A 20859-nucleotide genomic window follows, 5' to 3' on the forward strand; every position below is an offset into this window, starting at 1 on the left:
ATTTATGAAACGCCGGATCCTCGCCTCGTGTCTTCTGCTTGCTTTTGAAGTCACTGGTGTGCACGCACAGTCCTTTCTGTGCGTTGGTCAACTCGCTACGGGATTTGATTGGCTGAACGGACAATGGGCGGTCAGTCCGCCCGATCTTACGGACAAGGTATTTGTTCTGCAGCCGTCCGGCTCGCCTGACGAATATGCCGTGACCCGGATCGGGGACGAGGCGCCTAGCCACTATTGTCCTCTGCAGCGAAGGTCCGATTCCACCCTTTTGCTTATCTGCGGCGGTCAGGCGAACGGGTTCACCTTCTCGTCGAAGACGCTTCGATTTCAGGAAAACTACGGCATCGGCTACACCAATGCCGGCGACAGTCGCGCCAACACGCCTCACCTCGTGATCGGGAAATGCACCAGACTCGAGCTGCGCGGGATTATCCAGTAGCGAACTTCTCGCCAGATCATTAATCGGTTGCGGTCTCATGTCGATTGCTTCGCCGGTCCTACAATTCTTGAGCGGGAGTAAGTGTCCTTGGGAAGCTGGCGCCACCGGTGGGCTCAAAACGCACGGGAACCACTGGATTGTTTCCCATAGGGCTGCTCCGGATACCCCTCCGGGGGGCGGGGAACCTGGCGTTCCCGCCTCTCATTTCGAATTAGCTGATCGGGCAATCTTTGACCTTGCGACAAGCCCTACCTGAAAATAGTCTGATCCGGGTTGGCGTGCTCGGCGCTCAGCAGACAATGAGAGGCGAAAATGAAAAGAATTTTGACCGTTGCCCTGGCTGGGGCAACCTACGTGGCGGCTGCGTTGTCTGCGGCGCCGGCATTCTCCCAATCAAAAACGCTAACCATCTCCTGGTGGGGCTTCAATGGCGAGAAGCTTGACCAATATATCGTGCAGCCGTTCAAGGAAAAATGTGGTTGTGAAATCGTATTCGAAACCGGCAACAATGCCGACCGGCTGAACAAGATCAAGATCCGTGGTGGCGAAGGAGTCGATGTAGCCTATTTTACCGACGCCTATTCACAGATCGGCATCGAGGAAGGGCTCTTCCTGCCGATCGACAGGGCAAAGATCCCGAATCTCGCGGGGCTCTATGAAATGGCCCAGGCGCCTCAGGGCGAATACGGTCCCGCCTACTCGCTCGGCCGCGTCGGCATCATCTACGATTCTGCCAAGGTCGGGAACGCAATAACATCCTGGAATGATCTCTGGAGGGATGAATTTAAAGGCCAAGTGTCACTGCCAGGCATTACCACCACTGCGGGACCGATGGCCGTCATGGTGGCTGGCATGCATGCAGGCGTGGATGCGTTTGAAGATCCCGACGCGGCGTTCAAAGCGATCGAGGAGATCAAACCAAACGTCGTCAAGAACTACAACACTGGCTCGGAGCTCATCAATCTCTTCTCGACTGGAGAAGTATCCGTAGCGATGGCACAGGATTTCACGCTTGCGCAGCTTCAGGCTGCGGTTCCGAGCGCGGTATGGGCCGACATTTCGGAGGGCGCCATCGCTACCATGAACACCATCAATATCCCGAAAGGGTCCGAGAATGTCGATCTCGCCCATGAATTCATCAACTTTGTCCTCGACCCTGCCGTGCAGCAGACCCTGGCCGAAAACGGCGTCGATGCGCCGGTTGTCAAATCGGTCACTTTGACGCCAGAACAGGCGAAGCAATGGACCTACGGCGCGGAGATGATCGAAAGCCTGAAGCGGGTTGACTACGCGAAGATGAACGCTGCCAAAAGCGAATGGATCGACCGCTGGAACGAGGTGTTCGGCATGTGATCAGTCGCGTTGCGACTTTTCGATCGGCCTGTATTTGCACCTCATCCGTGGGGTCCTCACAAGGGGCCCCACCTTACTGAAACGTCGGCCTGCGCCCGAAACGAGCGAAAATGCTGAAACGACATGCGGGATGGGTGATTGCGGCGCCGGCAACGCTCGCCGTCATCATCTTCCTAGTTCTCCCAGTGGCGGCGACAATAGGCACGACCTTCGGCGACCCCGATGGGCTCTTTGCTGCCTATGCCGACTTCTTCAATAGCGGATTCAGGCGCAACGTTTTGTGGCGCACGCTCGAGATTTCACTGATAACGACGGCTATTTCGCTTTTCGTTGGTTTCCTCACTGCTTATGTCGTGGCCAAGTCGCCCGGACGGCTGAAAAGCCTCCTTATCATCGCAGCGGTTTTTCCCCTCCTGACTGGGGTCGTCGTTCGCTCATTCGCCTGGCTGATCATGCTCGGCAAAAACGGCATCCTAAACAATTTCCTCGTCGCAATCGGCGTCACCAACGAGCCTTTGTCGATGCTCTACACGCAAGGGGCAGTGATTGCGGCGATGGTCTACCTCTTTGTGCCGCTAACGATCCTCACCTTGGTCGGCGTGCTCGAGAACATTCCCGAAGATGTCGTTCAGGCCTCCGCATCGCTTGGAGCAACTCCGGCCGCCACCTTCCGGCAGGTCATCCTGCCGCTTGCCGTGCCAGGCCTTATCGTCGGAGCAGTCCTCGTATTCACCGGCTCCTTCACCGCCTATGCCACTCCTCAGCTCGTCGGCGGCGAGCGACAAATGGTGATGGGCACATTGATGTATCAGCGCGCCATGGTTTCATTCGACTGGGTCGGTGCCTCAACCATCGCGGCCATCATGGTGGTTCTGACGATAACGGTCGTCTTGGCGATGAGCCGCATGGCGCGTCGACTCAACCCGATGGCGACATGATGACCAGCCGTATCCATCCCCTGCTCCTGCTGTCCACGGTGCTGGTCTACATATTCCTTATGGGTCCGCTGATCATCGTTTTCGGCGCTTCGCTCAGCGACACTACCTACCTGACTTTCCCCCCGCAGGGCCTGACGTTGCGCTGGTTTGAGAACATCTTCAAGATCGGCGCCTTCCGCCGCACGATCGTGACCAGCCTCGAGCTTGCCTTTCTCGCAACCGGACTTGCCCTGTTTATCGGCATACCAGCCGCCTACGCGCTCAACCGCTACAGGGTCCAGCTCCCGACCTGGCTGTCGACGGTATTCGTGCTGCCGATCCTTGTGCCGGAGATCGTTTTCGGTTTTTCGCTACTGAAATCCGTCGCCGTAGGCGCTTCCGCTCCGATCTTCGTCGCGCTGTTGATAGGCCACACGCTGCTCGTTCTGCCCTATTGCGTGAGGGTTATCTCGGCCAGTCTTGCGTCCTTCGATTTCTCGATCGAGGAGGCGGCGGTCAGCCTCGGCAGCCCGCCGATCAAGACGTTCTTCACCGTCGTTCTGCCGAATGTCCGGTCCGGCGTCATTGCGGCCTTCATTCTAGCCTTCATCACATCGATCAACGACGTGTCGACGTCGCTGTTCCTGACCGGACCGGGAATCTCGACGCTGCCGATCCAGATACTCGCTCATGTCGAGCAGTTCTTTGACCCCACGATCGCTTCCGTTTCCGTGCTCCTGATGCTGCTGACCGTCGCCGTCATGGCTATCATCGAGCGCACGCTCGGCCTCACTTTCCTCGCCAAATAAACAAGAGCTAATGACACTTCCCCTGACGATTGAAAACCTTACAGCCCATTACGGGCCGACGAAGGTGCTGGAGGACCTGTCGCTTTCCGTCGGCGCCGGCGAACTGGTCTCGCTGCTCGGCGCCAGTGGCTGCGGCAAGACAACGACATTGCGGCTGGTCGCCGGCTTCCTTGAGCCGACAGCGGGCACGATCCTGCTCGGCGGAAAGGACCTGACCAAGCTTCCCGCCTACAAGCGGGACATCGGCCTCGTCTTCCAGAACTACGCGCTGTTTCCGCATCTTTCCGTGCTCGAAAATGTTGCTTTCGGCCTGAAGCAGCGTGGAATTTCACCGGCCGAACGCCAGAAGCGGGCGCTTGCGATGCTCGAGCGTGTTGGCCTGTCGCCGCTTGCCGACCGCCTTCCCGGCGCGCTTTCAGGTGGCCAGAAGCAGCGCGTGGCGCTCGCTCGCGCGCTGGTCATCGAGCCGCCACTCCTAATGTTCGACGAACCGCTCTCCAATCTCGACGCCAAGCTTCGTATCGATATGCGGGTCGAGATACGCCAGCTTCAGAGAGCCAACGGCACGACCTCGGTCTATGTCACGCACGACCAGGAGGAAGCCTTCTCCATCTCCGACCGCGTCGCCATCATGAATGCCGGGCGCATTATGCAATTCGACACGCCGGAAGTGCTCTATCAGCGACCGGCTAACGCCTTCGTCGCCCGTTTTGTCGGCTTCGAAAATCTGATCCCCATGCACGTCTTGGCACGTCAGGGCGAGCAGGTCATCGCGGAGGCGGCGGGCGGCGTGAAACTGCATTTCAACCAGGACAGGTTCGGTCAGATTCCTGATGACTTCGTGCTGGCCGCAAGAGCCGACGGACTTGCCGCGACCGCCAATCTTGCTGCCGAAGGGCTGCCGGCTATGCTTGGCCTCAGAACTTATCTGGGCCGTGCCTACCAGTATCAGTGCGAGACGGCGGCCGGCCTGCTGGTCGCCAACGGCTCATTGTCGGACCCGCTCAGGTCCGGAGATGGCGCAAGGCTCGTTCCGCTCCCCGAGCAATGCTGCATCCTCGCGCCGGAGCACTCGTAATGTCCATTCTGATCAAGAACGCCTTGCTCCTCCCGATCGACGACGAGATGACCGTCGTCGAGAATGGCTATGTCATTATCGAAGAGGATACGATCGCAGCGATGGGCGCCGGACCCGCGCCCGATGTGTCCGGCACTGAAGTGGTCGACGCGGATGGCGACGTGCTGATGCCTGGCATGGTCAACCCGCATTGCCACATGGCGATGACGCTCTTCCGCGGCCTCGGGGAGGATGTCGATGACCGGCTCTATCGCTACGTCCTTCCGATGGAACGGAAATTCGTCACTCCGGAGATGGTGCGTGTCGGCACGCGGCTCGCCGCGCTGGAACTCATAGAGGCCGGCGTCACCGCCGTCGCTGACATGTATTATTTTGAAGCCGAAGTCGGGCGTGCCGTTGACGAAGCCGGTATCCGCGGAGTCGTCGGCCAGACAATCGCAGATTTCGATCCGCCGGACCATCGGACGATTGACGAAGGCTTTGCCCTCACCGAGAAACTGGTCGCGGAATTCAGAGGCCATGACCGTGTCGTCCCTTCGATCGCGCCGCATGCGCCTTATTCGACCGATATCGCTGTGATGAATCGCGTCGCACGGTGGTCGGATGACCATCCGGACGTGCCGGTGCAGATTCACTTGGCCGAGATGGCCTCGGAGATGGAGTGGTGCGCCAAAAATTACGGCATGCGCCCAGTCGAGGTCGTCGAAAAAGCGGGACTGCTCAAAAAGGGCCTGATCTGCGCCCACTGCCTTCATGTCAACGAAAGCGACATCGAGAAGATGGCGCACGCCAAGGTTTGCGTCGCCCACAATGCGCGTTCGAACGCGAAGGCCGGACGGGGAATCGCGCCGGTCGAAGCGATGCGCAAGGCCGGAATTCCGGTCGGGATAGCGACTGACGGCCCCATGAGCGGCAACACCCTCGACCTCTTCTCGCAGTTCGCTCCGGTGTCAATGTTCCAGAAGCTGCTCGGCCACAGCCGCAAGCCCATGCCGGCGGCCGAGGTCATCCGTATGGCGACCATCGAGGCCGCGCGCGTGCTCAGTCTGGACCGCCAGATCGGCTCGCTGAAGCCGGGCAAGAAGGCCGACCTCATCCGCATCGATCTCTCCGCGCCGCGCATGCAGCCAGTCTACGACGTGTATGCCACGCTGGTCTTTTCGGCTATGCCTGCCGACGTCCGCGACGTGATGGTGGCGGGGCGCTGGCTGATGCGCGACCGCGAGGTGCTGAGCCTGGAGCGCAAAAAGATCATGCGTGACGCCTTGCAGATCGCGCGTCAGTTCAAAGCCGAAATGGCGCGGATCGACGCCGGGGCGTGAATCAAGTCCGAGGAGTGAACATGGCCGACAATGCGACTTCCGGAATGTCCAGCGCGGTCCTCGACCAGGTTCTGGCGCACGTCGATGCAGGCATCGACGACAGCCTCACCCGGCTGTTCGAGCTGATCCGCATTCCGTCAGTTTCGACCGGTCCGGCATATGCAGACCATTGCGCCCGAGCCGCTGAGTGGCTTTCGCGCGACCTCGCTGGCCTCGGCTTCGAGGCGTCGGTGCGCCCTACTACCGGTCATCCCATGGTTGTTGCGCATGATCGTGCGGTTTCCGGACCGCACGTGCTGTTCTACGGCCACTATGACGTCCAGCCGGTCGACCCGTTAGAACTGTGGGAATCGGACCCGTTCGAGCCGATGCTGGTTCCGCAGCCAGGCGGCGACACACATATCGTGGCGCGTGGCGCGTCGGACGACAAAGGCCAGTTAATGACTTTTGTGGAGGCCTGCCGAGCGTGGAAGGTGGTGACCGGCCGCCTGCCGGTGAAGGTCTCGATGCTGTTCGAGGGCGAGGAGGAATCGGGCAGCCCGAGCCTCGCCCCTTCCTCGAACAAGCCGGCAAAGAACTCCGCGCGGATGTCGCTCTCGTGTGCGACACGGATATGTGGGATGCGAAAACGCCAGCAATCACCACCATGCTGAGGGGCGTGCTGAAGGAGGAGGTCGAAATTTCTTGCGCCGATCGCGACCTGCATTCGGGTATGTTCGGCAACGCGGCCCGCAATGCCTTGCAGGTGATGGCGGACGTCATAGGAAGCCTGCGGACACCTGACGGGAGCGTCGCGGTGCCGAGCTTTTATGATGGCGTCAGCGAACTGCCGGAGGAGATAGGTGCTCAATGGCGGCGGTTGCCATTCGACCAAGAAAAGTTCCTGAGGGACATCGGCTTGCGAATTCCGGCCGGCGAGAAAGGCCGGTCTACCCTCGAGCAAGTTTGGGCGCGACCGAGTTGCGAGGTCAATGGGGTGACCGGCGGCTACACCGGCGAGGGTTTCAAAACTGTGATTCCAGCCAAGGCCAGCGCCAAGATCTCCTTCCGGCTGGTGGAGGGCCAGGATCCGGAAAAGATACGGGCAGCGTTTCGCGCGCATGTGCGGGCGAATGTGCCGGAGGATTGCAGCGTCACGTTTCGCGACCATGGCGGCAGCCCGGCAACGGTCATGCCGATCGATGGCGATTTTCTGCGCAAGGCGCTAGCGGCGCTGACTTGCGAATGGGGAAGGGAGGCAGCAGTGGCCGGCACCGGTGGATCGATCCCGATTCTTGGTGAATTCAAGCGTCTGCTCGGTATGGATTCGCTGCTCGTCGGCTTCGCGCGCTTCGACAATCGGGTGCACAGTCCGAACGAGAAGTATGACCTCTCAAGCTTTCACAAAGGCATACGCTCATGGGTGCGCATCCTTGCTGCGTTCGCGGACTGAGGGGGCGGAAAGCTACCATACGACCGGATGGCTTTCACCGGTCTGCACGTTGACGAAGCCTTGAGGAATCGCCTCCGTTGGCGCGACGAGAACCCAACGCCAAGGCGCGCAGGTAAGAGTGGCGAACTGTAGCCGCTCGGGGAAGCCGGGAAACCAGCGCGGCGAGAATGTCGGCTCGTAGAGCCAGTCCACTTTCGCCGCTTCAGCGTAAAGCCGCCGCATATCGGCGTCGTATTCTTCGGCCGGACGACAGGTCATCAACCCACCGACCTCATAGACTACCTCGGCGGCGACCTGGCCCTCGCGCACAAGCACCCAGCCGCCCTGGTTATCACGGATGCGGTTCACGACCGTCGCCATCGCCACATCGGACGAGCCGACTACCCAGATGTTGTGCTTGTCATGCGCCACGGTGCAACCAGCGGCAGTGTGCGGTGTCGCCGGTCCGCAACCGAGCCAGAACATCTTCGCCACTCTGCCTTCGCCTGAGAAGCGGTCGACAATGGCGAATTTGGTGATGTTCCTGGCCGTGTCACGCTGGACCTCGCCATGTTCCACGGCGAGCTCCGTCTCGATGAACGCGTCATGCCAGTGAAACGGCCTGAGTAGCGCCGCCTTCATAGTGGTGCGCCCCGGAGTGGCAGGAATGGCGAAATCCTCGGCCTTGAGGTCGCGGGCGATCTTGATCGTCTTGGTCGCCCAGTCCGGCCAATCGATCTTGGGTAGCGGGCCCAGATAGTCTTTCGCCGCCGAGACTTGGCTTCCGTCGGCCCAGACTTCCGCGATGGAAAGAGCCGCCACATCGTTGAGGAGCACGAAATCGGCATAGCGGCCGGGCGCCAGGCTGCCGACAAACGGCGTCAGCCGCATGTGTCGGGCCGGGTTAATCGTGACGCACTGGATTGCGATCTCGGGAGCCAGTCCGCTAGTGATCGCCAAACGCAAATTATGGTCCGTCGCTCCCAGCTCGATTGTTTCGCTGGCGCCGCGATCGTCCGTGGCGAAAGCGATCTGCGACCAATCGGCGAGTCCGCGTTTCATCAAGCCGCGGATGATCTCCGGCATGGTATGCGGGCGGATCTCGATGAAAATGCCACGTCCGAGTTTGTCCCACGCCTCATCCGCCGTCCAGGCTTCGTGATCGCCTGCCAGCCCCGCCGCTGCGAAGGCGTTGATTGAGGGCAAATCGCGCAGCCCCGCGCCGTGGCCCTCGACCACGCCACGCTTTTCAAAGGTCGCGCGGATCATGCCCCACAGGCGCTCATGGGATGGATTTTCCGGATTCCAGACGGCCGGCCAGTCCATCACCTCGTCAAGACCGGCCGCCATGGCGCTGGCGTCGAGAAAGGCCGCCTGCTCAGCATAGCCATAGTGCCCGCCGCCCCACTCATAAGCCGTCGGCGGCACGGCGGAGCCCGGCAGCGGAAATATCTTCAGCGGCGAGCCCCGGTGGCGCGCCGCAAGCCAGAATTCGAGATTGTGCTCGCCGCTTACATTGGAGAATTCGTGGCTGGCCTCGCAGGTCCAGGTATTGCCGCGAGGCAACACTAGTGCCGCCTCGAATTCGGGCGTCAAATGCGAACTTTCGATATGCTTGTGCACCTCGCCGAACCCGGGCACAGCCGAAAGCCCTGATCGATCGACGCGCTCCCTGACCTCGCCGGAATACGCGCCCGCGGGTCCAACCCAGGCGATCCGCCTGCCGCGGATCACGATATCCTGGTCTTCCGCCCAGGTGCGGGTATGGACGTCGAGCAACCGCCCGACCCTGACGATCCGGTCCGCCGGGCGCTTTCCGAGCGCCACGAGCACTAGATCTTGGCGGATAGCGACCTCATCGGCGGCGTTGATCAGGAGGTCGTCGGGCAAGGGCGCGGATTCAATCACGTCGTTATTTCCAGTTTCGGCTTGATTGTTGTGACCTTAAAATGGGATGCGAGGCCAGCGTCATCTTCGCCTCTCCGGACTGTTCTTCATGCCACCCATCTCACCCCGCGCCACCGTCATCGACACTGATCCCGGTATCGACGATGCAGTCGCAATCCTTTTTGCGCTGAACTCGCCCGAATTCGACATACACTGCATCACGACGGTCGCAGGCAATATCGGCATCACAACGACGACCCGCAATGCGGGCAGAATTCTGGCCCTGGCGGAACGCCCGGAAATTCCGGTCATCGCCGGAGCGAAGGAGCCGCTGTCTCGCAAAGGATTCGATACGGCCGATATCCACGGAAATGACGGCTTAGGCGGCGTCGTATTTCCGGAGCCTGCGGCGCCGATCGCCGGAGATGACGCCGTGGGATGGCTGGCACGACTGTTGGACGAAACCAAGCCGGGCATGCTCGACATCCTGGCGCTCGGTCCGCTCACCAATATTGCCCGTCTGGTGATGGACCATCCTTCCTCGACTCGCCGCATAGGCCGGATCGTCGCGATGGGCGGGGCAGTGCGCGAGCCGGGAAATGTCGGCCCGCGCGCCGAGTTTAACATTGCCGCCGATCCCGAAGCCGCCGCAGTGGTTTTCGCCGCCGGTCTTCCGCTCACTCTGATCCCGCTCGATGTTACTCGGAAGGTGCGAGCGACGCGTGGCTATATCACTGCGATGAGGAAAGCCGGCAGACCGGCCGCGATCGCCTCAGCCGATTTGATCGACGCCTATTTCCACACCACGGCAGGCGGCGAAAGCCGACCGCTTCACGATCCCTGCGTAATGCTTTATGCGCTGCGGCCCGATCTATTCGGCTGCGAGCAGCTTGGATTTTCAGTGGATTGCGGCGCGGGTGCCGACGCCGGCGCGCTGACCATCGACCCAGGCGCTTCCAGGATTTCAGTCGCCAAAACGGTGGAGGGATCAGGGGCATTGACGCTGCTCGCGGAACGACTAGCGGACTGACCGATCAGACTTCGCGCAATTCCTGCTCGACCAGCGTCGTCCAGAAGGCGACGCCCGAGGCGATGGCGTCGTCGTTGAAGTCGTAGCGGCTGTTGTGATGCAGCGCGCCTTCCACGGCCGGACCGTTTCCCAGCCAGACGTAGGCGCCTGGAACCCTGGCGCTAAAAAAGGCGAAATCATCGCCCGCAGTCGATGGCGGAAAGGCGGTGAGGACGCGATCTTCGCCAAGCGCGATGCGCGCTGCCTCCAGCGCCCGTCGCGCGGCTTCGGCGTCATTGATGACGGGCGGGATGTTGCGGAAATAGCGATAGTCGCAAACCAGGCCATGAGTGATTGCAATCCCTCGCGCCAGCGCGCCGATTTCTTCCTCGAGCTGTTCGCGCACAGCCGCGCTGTATGCCCGCGCCGTGCCGCCCAGTCGCACATCGTCCGGAATCACGTTGAGCGCCTCGAAGCTGCCGGCCTGAAGCGCGCAGGCGCTAACCACGGCCGGTTGGAGCGGATCGACACGGCGCGCTACGATCATGTGCAGCGCCGTGAGGAACTGACCTGTTGCAGTGATGGCGTCTCGGCCGAGATGCGGCTTCGCGCCATGCGTGCCAATGCCTTTGAACGTCAGTTCCCAGCGGTCGGACGAGGCCAGCTGCGGCCCCGCGACAATCGCCATCTGGTCGGTGTCCAGGCCGGGCATGTTGTGCAGCCCGTAGACGGCGTCGATCGGAAAAAGGTCGAAAAAACCATCGTCGACCATTGCCTTTGCCCCGCCGCGACCTTCCTCCGCTGGCTGAAAGACGAAGTGGACAGTGCCGGAAAAATTACGCGTCTCTGCGAGCCGTCGCGCAGCACCGAGCAGCATCACCGTGTGCCCGTCATGGCCACAGGCATGCATCTTTCCAGGCGTCTTCGATTTGTAGGGACGGTGCTCCGCAGTCTCCCGCATAGCGAGCGCATCCATGTCGGCGCGAAGGGCGATGCGGCGAGTTCCGTTGCCAGCCCTCAACGTGCCGACCACTCCGGTCTTGCCCAGTCCCGCATGGACCTCGACCCCCGCCTCGGAAAGGAAGTCGCGGACGATGGCGCTAGTGCGATCCTCCTCGAATCCCAGTTCGGGATGCGCATGAATGTCGCGCCGCAGACGGGTCAGGATTTCCAGATCGCTGTCAGTCAAACCGCATTGAACGGACATCTTTCAAGCTCTCGCTTTCGATTTGGTCCCGAATATGTTGACCTCAACTGCACGCTCGGTTCCGCGAAAACCTTCTGCAACAGAAAGATCGCAATTGCCACTCGCTCCTCCCGAATTCTGGCAGGATATCCACCCGGCGGGAACTTTCGATCCCGTTCCAGCGGATGGATTTCGTGACCTCTATCCATCCGCGTTGCCGGACGGCCGCCAAGTTGCCCTGCCGATTCGTATCCTTCCGGGTGGAAAACAAGCTGTCGCCTCGCTGATCGTGAACCAGGCGAGCTTTGTTGTGGAGGATTCGCTCGCAGAAGCGATGGCCGATCTCGCCCGCCCCTTTGATGCCGACATCATCATCGGGATTCCGACGCTCGGCCTGCCGCTCGCGAACGGAGTCGCGCGGCGGCTCGGCCACCGACGTATGGTCCCACTGGGAACGTCGAGGAAGTTCTGGTATCGCGACGAGCTTTCCGAGCCGTTGTCGTCGATCACCAGCCCGGACCACGCCAAACGCGTTTTTCTGGATCCTCGGTTGCTGCCGCTGCTCGAAAATAGACGAGTGATCGTCGTGGATGATGTCATCAGTTCCGGTGCTTCGATGACGGCGGTGTTGCGGCTTCTGGGGCGTATCGGAATCAAACCGGTTGCAGCGGTTTTCGCCATGACCCAAGGGGAGCGCTGGCGGGATGCGCTTGCGGATCTCGACCGGACGCTGCCGACCCTGGTTTTCAGCGCGATTGCATCCCCCATTTTTGCGGTAACCCCTGAAGGCTTGTGGCGACCGGAACTCTCAGTCCAGGATATTTGACAGCCTCCATTGCAGTCATTCTCGTGCTCAAGCCGGATGCTGGACCGCCTAGGAAACCGCTTCGAAACGCTGCGCCAGAGTTTTACAGCGTCACTGATTTCATTGGAAAATTTCCGTTCGATCGGCACCCGGTTTTACAGCTAAGCACCGGAATTCGTTGGAAAACGGCTAGCTTCCCAAGCTGAACGCGCGGGTTCGATTCCCGCTACCCGCTCCAGTCCCGCCTTGGTACAGCCCGGAGACATGGGTGACAGATCGTCCCTAAGACATGGGTGACAATCTCGTGCCGAACGGATTGTCGATGGTTTGCAAAGTCCTCTGCTCCAGATCGATATAGCCGAGATCATAGCGCATGAAGGAGACGAGCCAAATGCCGTCGTCGACTTCCTTGATGCCGAGCTTTTGGCCTGCGAGCACCTGCGAGATGTTGATCCTCTTGCGATGCATGCAGATGCGACCGCAGCTGGTGACGAGAATGTCGCGGTCGTGGAAAGGGTAGTGCAAATCCTGCAAGCCGGCATAGGCTTTTGAAGAGGGTGCGTACAGGTCGGCTGGCGCCTTCATGTCGAGCGCCTCGTGCGGCCGCTCGGTATTGAATTCCTTGACGAAGGCGTCGAACCTGGCCTGCTGCTGAAGGATGTTGGCGCCGGCCGGCCGGGTCGTCTCTGCCTTGAGCGTGCGGTGCATTCGCTCGTGGCGACCGTTCTGCTGTGGATTGCCGGGCTGGATGCGCTCGATGGCAATACCCAGCCTGAGCCAGAAGACGGAGAGCCTGGACAGATTGTAGAGGCCGTTGGGCGAGGCGAAAGGCAGGCCGTTGTCGGAGCGTATGGCGCTGGGCAGGCCGCGCTCTTTGAACAGTCGCGCGAAGGCCTGGATGACCGGCGCTTCCTTGGTTGATTCAAGCGCTTCACAGGCGAGCAGAAAGCGCGAGGCCTGATCGGAGACGGTCAGCGGGTAACAATAGCGGCCATTGCCGAGCTTGAACTCGCCCTTGAAGTCGGTGCACCACAGATCGTTGGGCCGAAGCGCCTGCGACAGCTCGGTCCCCTCGGCCTTGAAGCGGCGCCGGCGGCGGGCATGGGCGACCAGACCATGGCGGTCGAGCACCGCATGCACCGTGCTCCTGGCCGGGATGCGGACGTCGCCGTCCAACTTGCGCACCAGGAGCTCGCGTATCTTCCTGGCACCCCAGTGCGGTTTGTCCTTCTTGGCCGTCACGATCATCCGCTCGATCGGGTCGGGCAACTGGTTGGCATAGCGCACCGGCCGGCGCGAGCGACCGCACAGCGCCTCCAGCCCGTCGTCGCGGTAGCGGTTGAAGATCTTGTAGCCGGTCTTGCGCGAGATGCCGAACGCCCGGCACACCTCGCTCATGCTTTCGCCGTCAAGAAGACGGCCCACGAAACGAACGCGCTCGTCCATTACCGAACACTCCCTCCACGGCATCAACACCTCCCGCAAAGCGGAAAGTGTTACCCATGTGTCCGGTACGTTCCGTCACCTATGTCTCGGGTCGTTCACTTCGTTCCAGGCTTGAGATCAGAGCCGGTAAATTCTGATGGCGGTGTCGCGCAGGACCGCTCTCTGCACCTCTTCCGGATATGGCGCCAGCGCAGCGCCATGCGCAGCGACAAGATCGGCATAGTTCGTCCAGAGCTTTTCGATCGGAAAATTGCTGCCGAACAGGCAGCGTTCGGGCCCGAAAATGGCGATTGTTTCGGCAATCACGTCGGCGACGTGAGCCGCATCGTTGCGGTGGATAAATGTTCCAAGGCCGGACAATTTGCTGACGACGTTTTCCTCGCCGGCAAGCCGCTTCATGCCTTCGCGCCATGCCTCCCGCCCGGCCGGCGACAGATCCTCCAGCATGCCCGCATGCTGTAGGACGAAGACGATGTCGCGATTGTCGGCGGTGAGCCTTGCAGCATCCGCCATCTGCGAGGTGAAGACCTGGAGGTCGAACGACCAGCCGTGGTCGGCGAGGACACGGACATTCTTCCGCAATCGCGCGTCGTTCATCAGGTCTGGCGAGGCCGCGAAGCGGTACATCTCGTTTTCGTGCCAGTGAAGCTGCATGCGGATGCCGCGCACGAGCGGGTAGACCGCCTGGCGCTTCATGGTTTCCTCCGCATCGTCCGAAAGAAGGTCGGCATAACCGACAATGCCGTGCGGCCAGCCATGCCGATCGGCAATGCCCTGCACCCAGGCGACTTCCTCGACTGCCTGCGCCTTCGCCCAGTTCGTTTGCACATAAACCGATTTTTCGACGCCCGAACCGACGATGTCTGCCAGGAATTCTTCGATCGGATAATCCCGGCGGATAGGCTCGTAGGGACCGAAGATGCGCGGCATCATCGGCCGCTGCAGCCAGGGCAGGTCGGCTTGGCGCCATATGTGGTGATGGGCGTCGACTATGCCGGTCATGCCGCAATCCCCGTAATGGAAAACCGCCGCGTCGCCTGGCCACGCGGCCCGTGTTCGACAGCATCCAGCCTGCCGAAAAGCCGGTCCAGCGCGCCCAGGCTGCCCGCATCGCAAAGGTCGTCGAGATGCGGCAGGATTCCGGCCATGGCTCGGGTAAGGGGACGGTATCGCGGATCGGCCGCCAATGGCGTCGCCCAGACAAGGCGATGGCTGAGCCGCGCAATCCGCTCGACGGCATGGACCATCTCGGCCGGATCGCCGCGTTCGAGCCCGTCGGACAGGAGGACTGTCACAGCGCCTCGAACCAGTGCGGCGTGGCGCGATACCGACAGGAATTCTTCGAGCGACGAACCGATGCGAGTTCCGCCATCGAAATCGAACACCATGTCCGCCAGGCGGCCGAGCGCCTGGTCGGGGTCGCGATGCTTGAGCATCGCCGTGACCCGGCTGAGGCTGGTGCCGAAACAGAAACACTCAACGCGGGGGCGCTCGCGCACGAGCAAATGCGCGAAACGCAGATAGATCTCCGACTGCGCCTTCATCGAACCCGAGACGTCTATCAGGAGCAGCAGCTTGCGCGGGCGTTCTGGCCGCGACATCCGCGTCATGCGCAGCGTCTCGCCGAACGTGGCGCGCGCTGCCCTGCAGGTCCGGGCAAGGTCGATCCGCGGACCGCGCGGCGACGGCGTCCAGTTCCGGCTTTGCATATGCGGCAGGCGGGCGACCTTGCGCCTTATCCGCGCCAGCGTTTGCGCGTCGGCATCGCTCACGCGTCCGAAATTCTTGCGTCCGCGCACAAGATCGTCGGCCGCGGCCTTGCCGGCGGTGTCGCCCTCCAGCGGATCAGTGCGAGATTGGTCGCCGCGCGGGGAGGACGGTTTCGGTGCTTCGTCGTCTTCGTCCGGCGCGGCCGCAATCATCAGCGATTGGCCGAACCAGGCTTCAAACACCGCATCGTAAATCGGGAAGTCTGCCGGCGAACCGGTGAGCGTGACGCGGCCGATCCTGGCAAGATCGGATATGCCGCGCGGCGGAGCGGCCCGCGCCGCCTGGAGAAAGCACACCGCCCGGCCAGGATCGATCACAAGCCCGGCCTCGCGCAGCGCCGCCGGAAAGCCGGCAAGCAGTTCGGCAGCGATGAACGCCGGTGAATGCGGACGGACGGCGGGCGCTTTCATAGCACACCTGCCTTCTGGACGGCGGCGAAATCCTCCTGGTCCTTGACCAGCAGGCCGAGCGAACGCCGCAAGGCTTCGGGCCAGGCGGCGCCGTCGCGATGCAGCACTTCCGCTGCGCGCGCCCAATCGATGCTTTCCGAAATCCCGGGCCGCTTGATCAGCGGCAGCCGCCTGATGCCCGCAACCGCATCGACCAGCACTTCGGCCGCCTCCGCGGCTACCCCTGGCGCGTGGCGCTCGATGATGGCGCGCTCTCGCGCCCGCTCGGGATAGTCGATCCAGTGGTAGAGGCAGCGGCGGCGCAGCGCATCGTGCAATTCCCGCGTCCGGTTGGAGGTAAGGATCGCCACCACCGGCTGAGTGGCCCGGACGGTCCCGATCTCGGGGATGGAGATCTGAAAGTCGGACAGGAATTCGAGCAGGAAGGCTTCGAAGGCGTCGTCGGCGCGGTCGATCTCGTCGATCAGAAGCACCGTCGCCGACGCATTGCGCAACGCCTTGAGCAGCGGCATTTCGATCAGGAATTTTTCGGCATAGAGATCGGATGTCTCGACCTTGCCGGAGCGCTCCGCGACCCGAACGTGCAGCAATTGCCGGGCATGGTCCCAGTCGTAGAGCGCCTTGGACGAATCGATGCCCTCATAGCATTGCAGCCGGAGGCATTCGCGGCCGAGAATGACGGCGAGCGTTTTCGCCACCTCGGTCTTGCCAACGCCGGGTACGCCTTCGAGAAGCAGCGGCTTGCCGAGTTCGAGGGCGAGATAGATCGCCGTCACCAGCGTCTCGTCGGCCAGGTAGCCGGCGGCGGCAAGCTCTGCGTCGAGCTGGTCCTGGGTCAGGGGCGAGGGCAAGCCGTTGGTCCGCTAGAATTGCTGTTTCTCGTCGCAGACCATCCGGAACCGGTTGGAGCAATGGGCGGCGGCGTCGCCGCCTGCAGCCTTGCCTGCTTCCGTACCGAAGGCCGCGGCCATGGCGGCTTCGTCGTCGAAGTACATTTCGGACACGCCGTCGAACGGCGCGTCGGCATTTTCCGCGCGCAGCACGTTGGAGGTGTATTTCCTCAAGCCCGGCAGATTGCGCGCAAACGCGACGTGGTCTTCGAGGATCCACTTCCGGAAATCCTCGAAGCTCATGCCGTCCTTGCGCTTCATCAGGGCCATCACTTTGATCATCTTTTCATCCTTCACTGGGGTTCAATTTGTCCGGCCGCGCAAGGCGTCGAGCCCGCGCAATATCTTTTCCGGCGTGATCGGCATCGAGGTGACGCGCACGCCGCAGGCGTCGAAGATCGCGTTGGCGATCGCCGGTATCGGCGAATTGGCGGTCATCTCGCCGATGCCCTTGGCGCCGTAAGGGCCGTTCGAGGCAGGCCGCTCGATGATCACCGAATCCATTTCGGCGAGATCGCCAGGGCCGGGCATCAGGTACTCGGAGAAGTCGAGCGGGCCATGCGAGCGGTCCGGGTAATACGGTTCGGTGGTCTCGTAGAGCGCGTGGCTGATGCCCATCCATGCCCCGCCGACGATCTGCTGGTGCGCCAGCGCCGGATTGACGGCGCGGCCGATCTCGTAGGCATTAGTCATCTTGAGAACGGCAACTTCGCCGGTTTCGTCGTCCACCTCGACCTCGGCCACGGTGCAGGCATGCGCCTGGCAGGAATCCGGGTCCATCTCGCCGGTTTCGGGAACGACCTCGCTCTTCGGCTTCAGGAAGATGCCGCGGCCGGAAATGGTCTTGCCATGCTTGAAGTGGGCGGCGAGCGCGACATCCAGGACGGCGATACCCTTGTCCGGCGCGCCGTTCACATGAATGCGGCCCTTGCCGTCGGTGACGAGGTCGCCGGCGTCGACCTCGAGCTCAGTGGCGGCGATGCTCATCAGCACCTCGCGCGCTTCCCGCGCCGCCATGATGACGGCGTTGCCGATGCGGTGCGTGCCGCGCGATGCGAAGGTGCCCATGCAATGCGGGCCGGTATCGGTGTCGGCTGTGTCGACCATGACGGTGTCGTACGGCACGCCCAGCGCCTCGGCGCAGATCTGCGCCGCAACCGTCTTGATGCCCTGGCCGAGATCGACGCTCGACAGGGTGATGACGAAGCTGCCCGTGGTTGTGGCATGGACCAGCGCCTGGCTGGGATCGCCGCCGAGATTCATGCCAGTCGGGTAGTTTACCGCAGCGACGCCGCGCCCCCTAAGCCTGGCCATGGCCTGCCTCCCGCTTCAGCGAAGACATCGATGCGAATTCCGGCGGCAGCGAATGCCCGGTCTGCTTGGCGGCCGCCTGGATCACCTCGACGAGCGCCGCGCCTTCCACCTTCTTGCGATGCGCCTTCATGTCGCCGTCGCGATAGGCGTTGATGAGCCGGAGCTGCATCGGGTCCATGCCGAGGAAGCGGGCGACCTGGTCCATCTGCGATTCCAGAGCGAAGTCGCCGATGGTCACGCCGAAGCCGCGCATGGCCGAGGACGGCGTGCGGTTGGTGTAGACGCAATAGGCGTCGACATGGACATTCGGGATCGTGTACGGCCCCGGCATGTGCGCGGCGGCCTTGGTGGTGCCGTAGGTCGAGTGGCGGCAATAGGCGCCGGCGTCGACATAGAGCGTGACCTTGCGGGCGATGATGCGCCCATCCTTCATCACGCCGTCCTTGATGTAGATGCGCTCGGCGGCGCGGGGTGACGACACCTGCATCTCCTCAGCGCGGCTGTAGGCATACTTCACCGGCCGGTTGGTGAGCATCGCTCCCAGCGCCGCGATGGGCTCGACCATGACGTCGACCTTGCCGCCGAAGCCGCCGCCGACTGTGCCGCCGACCAACCGAAGCCTGTTGAACGGCACGCCGAGGATCAGCGCCATATTGTCGAGCGTGAAATAGAGCGCTTGCGTGTTCGAATAAACGGTGACGCGGCCATTGCCTTCAGGCTTGGCTATGCATCCGGTCGTTTCGGTCGGCGCATGCTCGATAGGCGAGGATTCGTAGCGATGCTCGATGATGTGGTCGGCCCCAGCGAACGCCTTGTCCACGTCGCCGAACCGGATGCGGCGGCAATTGTGGCCTTCATAGACGAAATAGTTCGTACCCTGCTTCTTGAACGGCGTCGAAGTCATCGCCTCCTCGACGTCGAACACCGCCGGCAGATCCTCGTAGTCGACCACCACCCGCCGCGCGCCTTCGAGCGCCGCCTGCGGCGTCTCGGCGAGCACGACGCAGATCTGCTCGCCCATGAACAGCACACGGTCTTCGGGCAGCACCGGCTCGTCGTCCGGCTCGACGCCGATCAGTTTCAGGATCGTGTACCAGTTGTTCGGCACGTCCTTATGGGTGAGCACGCGCACCACGCCGGGCACTTGCATCGCCGGCGCTACATCGAGATTGCCGATCAGCGCGTGGTGCCTGGTCGAGCGCACCATCTTCAGGTGCAGCATGCCGGGAAAGCCGACATCCTCGTAGAACTGCGTGCGACCGGTGACGTGGCCGCGCGCATCGGCGCGTTGAACGCTCGTGCCGACCACATCTAGATCGGCCTCGCGCTCGGCTGAAAAGAAACTCGCGTCGATCTTTTCCATGGTGCTTCCTCAGGCTGCCTGTGCGGAGCCGGCGGCGTTGACGCGCTGGGCTGCGTCGAGCACCGCATCGATGATGGCTTCGTAGCCGGTGCAGCGGCATATGTTTCCGGAGATGGCGCGGACGGCATCGTCCCGCGTCGGGTGGGGATTTTTCGCCAGCAGGCCGGCGGTGGCCATGATCATGCCGGAGGTGCAAAAGCCGCATTGGGTGGCGAAGCCTTCCAGGAAAGCCTCCTGGATCGGGTGCAATCCCTGCAGCGGGGTCAGCCCCTCGATCGTTTCGACCCGCGCCTCGTCGATGGTCTCGACCGGCACCATGCAGGACATCACCGTCCTGCCGTCGAGCAGCACGGTGCAGGCGCCGCAGGCGCCCTGGTCGCAGCCGCGGCGCGTGCCGGTCAGCCCCTGATTTTCGCGCAGCGCGTCAAGCAGCGTGGTTCCCGGCGCGACCAGCATCTGCCGCTCCGCGCCGTTGACGGTCAGCGATACGACTGCGTGCTTCATGGCTCCCTCCCGGTGGCTCTGTTTTCGGTTGCAGCTATTCGCCGATCAGCGCGCGCCTGATGTGAACCGGCGTCACGCGCCTACGGTACCAGGCGCTGGCATAGGCGTCGTCGAAGGGCTCGATGTCGTCTCCGGCCGCCTCGGCTGCGGTCATGATGCCCGCCCGGTCGAAGGTCTGCCCGAGCAACTTTTCCTCTACCGACTTGGCCCGGAGCGGATGCTTGGCGACGCCGCCGAGCGCGATGCGGCATTCGGCAACCTTGCCGTCTTCGAGCCCGATCACGGCGGCGACGGTCACGATGGCTGCTGAATTGAAAGCGCGGCGCGTAGCTTTGACGAATTTGAAGGTTCCCGGCGCAGGCAGCGTGAAGGAAATCTTGGTGACGATTTCGCCTTTCGCGACGCCACTCCGGACAAGGCTTTCGACAGGCTCGAAGCGCGCCGCGCCGCCGTCCGCGACGGCGGCGGTGGCGCCGAGCGCAATGAGGCAGACGGCAAGATCGCCATAAGGTTGCTCGACGAAAAGGTTGCCGCCGACGGTCGCCATGTTGCGGATGGTGGGGGATGCGATCGTATCGATCGCCGGCCCCAGGAAGGCGAGCTCCGGCCTTTCCTGCAATTCGCTAAGTGAGGTGGCCGCGCCGATGGAGGCCTTGCCGTCGCTGATAAAGATTCCGGAGAGACCGGCCTTGCGGAGACTTACCAGCGTGTCGAAGCTGTCCGTGCCGTAGTTCAGAACCGGCATCACTACCGTGCCGCCGGCCATCAGCACCGCGCCGGGATGCCTGGCCAGCGCTTCTTGAGCGAGTGCGAGCGAGCCCGGCACGATTACCGCCTGCAACATTATTGTCCTCCCAGACGACGATGGGCTTTTCCGCCTCTTGATTATCCATTATCGATAAACGAGAATTACTTTGTCAACCGCAATGGCGGGAAATATGATGCT

19 protein-coding genes and 1 pseudogene are annotated in these 20859 nt (G+C 62.2%); 9 read left to right on the forward strand and 11 right to left on the reverse strand.

What is annotated here, in order from left to right:
• Positions 1-4 precede the first annotated feature (4 nt).
• The 7 genes and pseudogenes from G6N73_RS13430 (at position 5) to G6N73_RS13460 (ending at position 7350) form a co-directional block, all read left to right on the forward strand.
• Positions 5-439: a hypothetical protein gene (locus G6N73_RS13430; RefSeq protein ID WP_165028317.1), complete on the forward strand. Its 435-nt coding sequence runs from the start codon at positions 5-7 to the stop codon at positions 437-439.
• 312 nt (positions 440-751) lie between these two features.
• Positions 752-1792, forward strand: coding sequence for an ABC transporter substrate-binding protein (locus G6N73_RS13435; protein ID WP_165028319.1), 1041 nt, complete (start codon positions 752-754; stop codon positions 1790-1792).
• A 110-nt stretch (positions 1793-1902) separates the two neighbouring features.
• Positions 1903-2730 (forward strand): ABC transporter permease, encoded by an 828-nt coding sequence (locus G6N73_RS13440; protein ID WP_206078835.1) that lies wholly within the window; start codon positions 1903-1905, stop codon positions 2728-2730.
• On the forward strand, positions 2727-3518 hold the full coding sequence (locus G6N73_RS13445; protein ID WP_165028321.1) for an ABC transporter permease: 792 nt from the start codon (positions 2727-2729) through the stop codon (positions 3516-3518). Before G6N73_RS13440 ends, G6N73_RS13445 begins: the two co-directional genes overlap by 4 nt.
• A gap of 10 nt (positions 3519-3528) precedes the next feature.
• Positions 3529-4596: an ABC transporter ATP-binding protein gene (locus G6N73_RS13450; RefSeq protein WP_165028323.1), complete on the forward strand. Its 1068-nt coding sequence runs from the start codon at positions 3529-3531 to the stop codon at positions 4594-4596.
• Positions 4596-5918, forward strand: coding sequence for an amidohydrolase family protein (locus G6N73_RS13455; RefSeq protein ID WP_165028325.1), 1323 nt, complete (start codon positions 4596-4598; stop codon positions 5916-5918). The genes G6N73_RS13450 and G6N73_RS13455 overlap by 1 nt, the downstream gene beginning before the upstream one ends.
• A gap of 44 nt (positions 5919-5962) precedes the next feature.
• A pseudogene (locus G6N73_RS13460) lies at positions 5963-7350 on the forward strand (M20/M25/M40 family metallo-hydrolase).
• 12 nt (positions 7351-7362) lie between these two features.
• Here the strand turns inward: G6N73_RS13460 and G6N73_RS13465 are convergent.
• Positions 7363-9237: an adenine deaminase C-terminal domain-containing protein gene (locus G6N73_RS13465; protein ID WP_165028327.1), complete on the reverse strand. Its 1875-nt coding sequence runs from the start codon at positions 9235-9237 to the stop codon at positions 7363-7365.
• Positions 9238-9325: 88 nt separating this feature from the next.
• Between G6N73_RS13465 and G6N73_RS13470 the strand changes: the two genes are divergently transcribed.
• Entirely contained in the window at positions 9326-10246 is a 921-nt protein-coding gene (locus tag G6N73_RS13470) for a nucleoside hydrolase (RefSeq protein ID WP_165028329.1), read from the forward strand.
• Positions 10247-10250: 4 nt separating this feature from the next.
• Here G6N73_RS13470 and G6N73_RS13475 read toward each other — a convergent pair whose 3' ends face one another.
• Positions 10251-11432, reverse strand: a complete 1182-nt coding sequence (locus G6N73_RS13475) for a M20 aminoacylase family protein (protein WP_165028331.1) — start codon at positions 11430-11432, stop codon at positions 10251-10253.
• Between the two features lie 94 nt (positions 11433-11526).
• Between G6N73_RS13475 and G6N73_RS13480 the strand changes: the two genes are divergently transcribed.
• Positions 11527-12237 (forward strand): phosphoribosyltransferase, encoded by a 711-nt coding sequence (locus G6N73_RS13480; RefSeq protein ID WP_246252007.1) that lies wholly within the window; start codon positions 11527-11529, stop codon positions 12235-12237.
• 261 nt (positions 12238-12498) lie between these two features.
• Here the strand turns inward: G6N73_RS13480 and G6N73_RS13485 are convergent, their stop codons facing one another.
• The 9 genes from G6N73_RS13485 to G6N73_RS13525 all read right to left on the reverse strand — a co-directional run bounded on the left by G6N73_RS13485 (position 12499) and on the right by G6N73_RS13525 (position 20757).
• Entirely contained in the window at positions 12499-13686 is a 1188-nt protein-coding gene (locus G6N73_RS13485; protein WP_165028335.1) for an integrase core domain-containing protein, read from the reverse strand.
• 93 nt (positions 13687-13779) lie between these two features.
• On the reverse strand, positions 13780-14664 hold the full coding sequence (locus G6N73_RS13490; protein WP_165028337.1) for an amidohydrolase family protein: 885 nt from the start codon (positions 14662-14664) through the stop codon (positions 13780-13782).
• A complete protein-coding gene (locus tag G6N73_RS13495) occupies positions 14661-15842 on the reverse strand; it encodes a vWA domain-containing protein (RefSeq protein ID WP_165028338.1) in 1182 nt (393 codons plus the stop codon). The genes G6N73_RS13490 and G6N73_RS13495 overlap by 4 nt, the downstream gene beginning before the upstream one ends.
• On the reverse strand, positions 15839-16693 hold the full coding sequence (locus tag G6N73_RS13500; protein WP_165028340.1) for an AAA family ATPase: 855 nt from the start codon (positions 16691-16693) through the stop codon (positions 15839-15841). Before G6N73_RS13500 ends, G6N73_RS13495 begins: the two co-directional genes overlap by 4 nt.
• Before the next feature lie 12 nt (positions 16694-16705).
• Positions 16706-17014, reverse strand: coding sequence for an EthD family reductase (locus G6N73_RS13505; protein WP_165028342.1), 309 nt, complete (start codon positions 17012-17014; stop codon positions 16706-16708).
• 21 nt (positions 17015-17035) lie between these two features.
• On the reverse strand, positions 17036-18046 hold the full coding sequence (locus G6N73_RS37940; protein ID WP_165028344.1) for a xanthine dehydrogenase family protein molybdopterin-binding subunit: 1011 nt from the start codon (positions 18044-18046) through the stop codon (positions 17036-17038).
• Positions 18033-19409: a xanthine dehydrogenase family protein molybdopterin-binding subunit gene (locus tag G6N73_RS37945; RefSeq protein WP_165028346.1), complete on the reverse strand. Its 1377-nt coding sequence runs from the start codon at positions 19407-19409 to the stop codon at positions 18033-18035. The genes G6N73_RS37940 and G6N73_RS37945 overlap by 14 nt, the downstream gene beginning before the upstream one ends.
• Positions 19410-19418: 9 nt before the next feature.
• A complete protein-coding gene (locus tag G6N73_RS13520) occupies positions 19419-19913 on the reverse strand; it encodes a (2Fe-2S)-binding protein (RefSeq protein ID WP_165028348.1) in 495 nt (164 codons plus the stop codon).
• A gap of 34 nt (positions 19914-19947) precedes the next feature.
• Positions 19948-20757: an FAD binding domain-containing protein gene (locus G6N73_RS13525; protein WP_165028350.1), complete on the reverse strand. Its 810-nt coding sequence runs from the start codon at positions 20755-20757 to the stop codon at positions 19948-19950.
• Between the last annotated feature and the right edge of the window lie 102 nt (positions 20758-20859).

It is taken from the genome of Allomesorhizobium camelthorni, assembly GCF_011045125.1.
Lineage (GTDB): Bacteria > Pseudomonadota > Alphaproteobacteria > Rhizobiales > Rhizobiaceae > Allomesorhizobium > Allomesorhizobium camelthorni.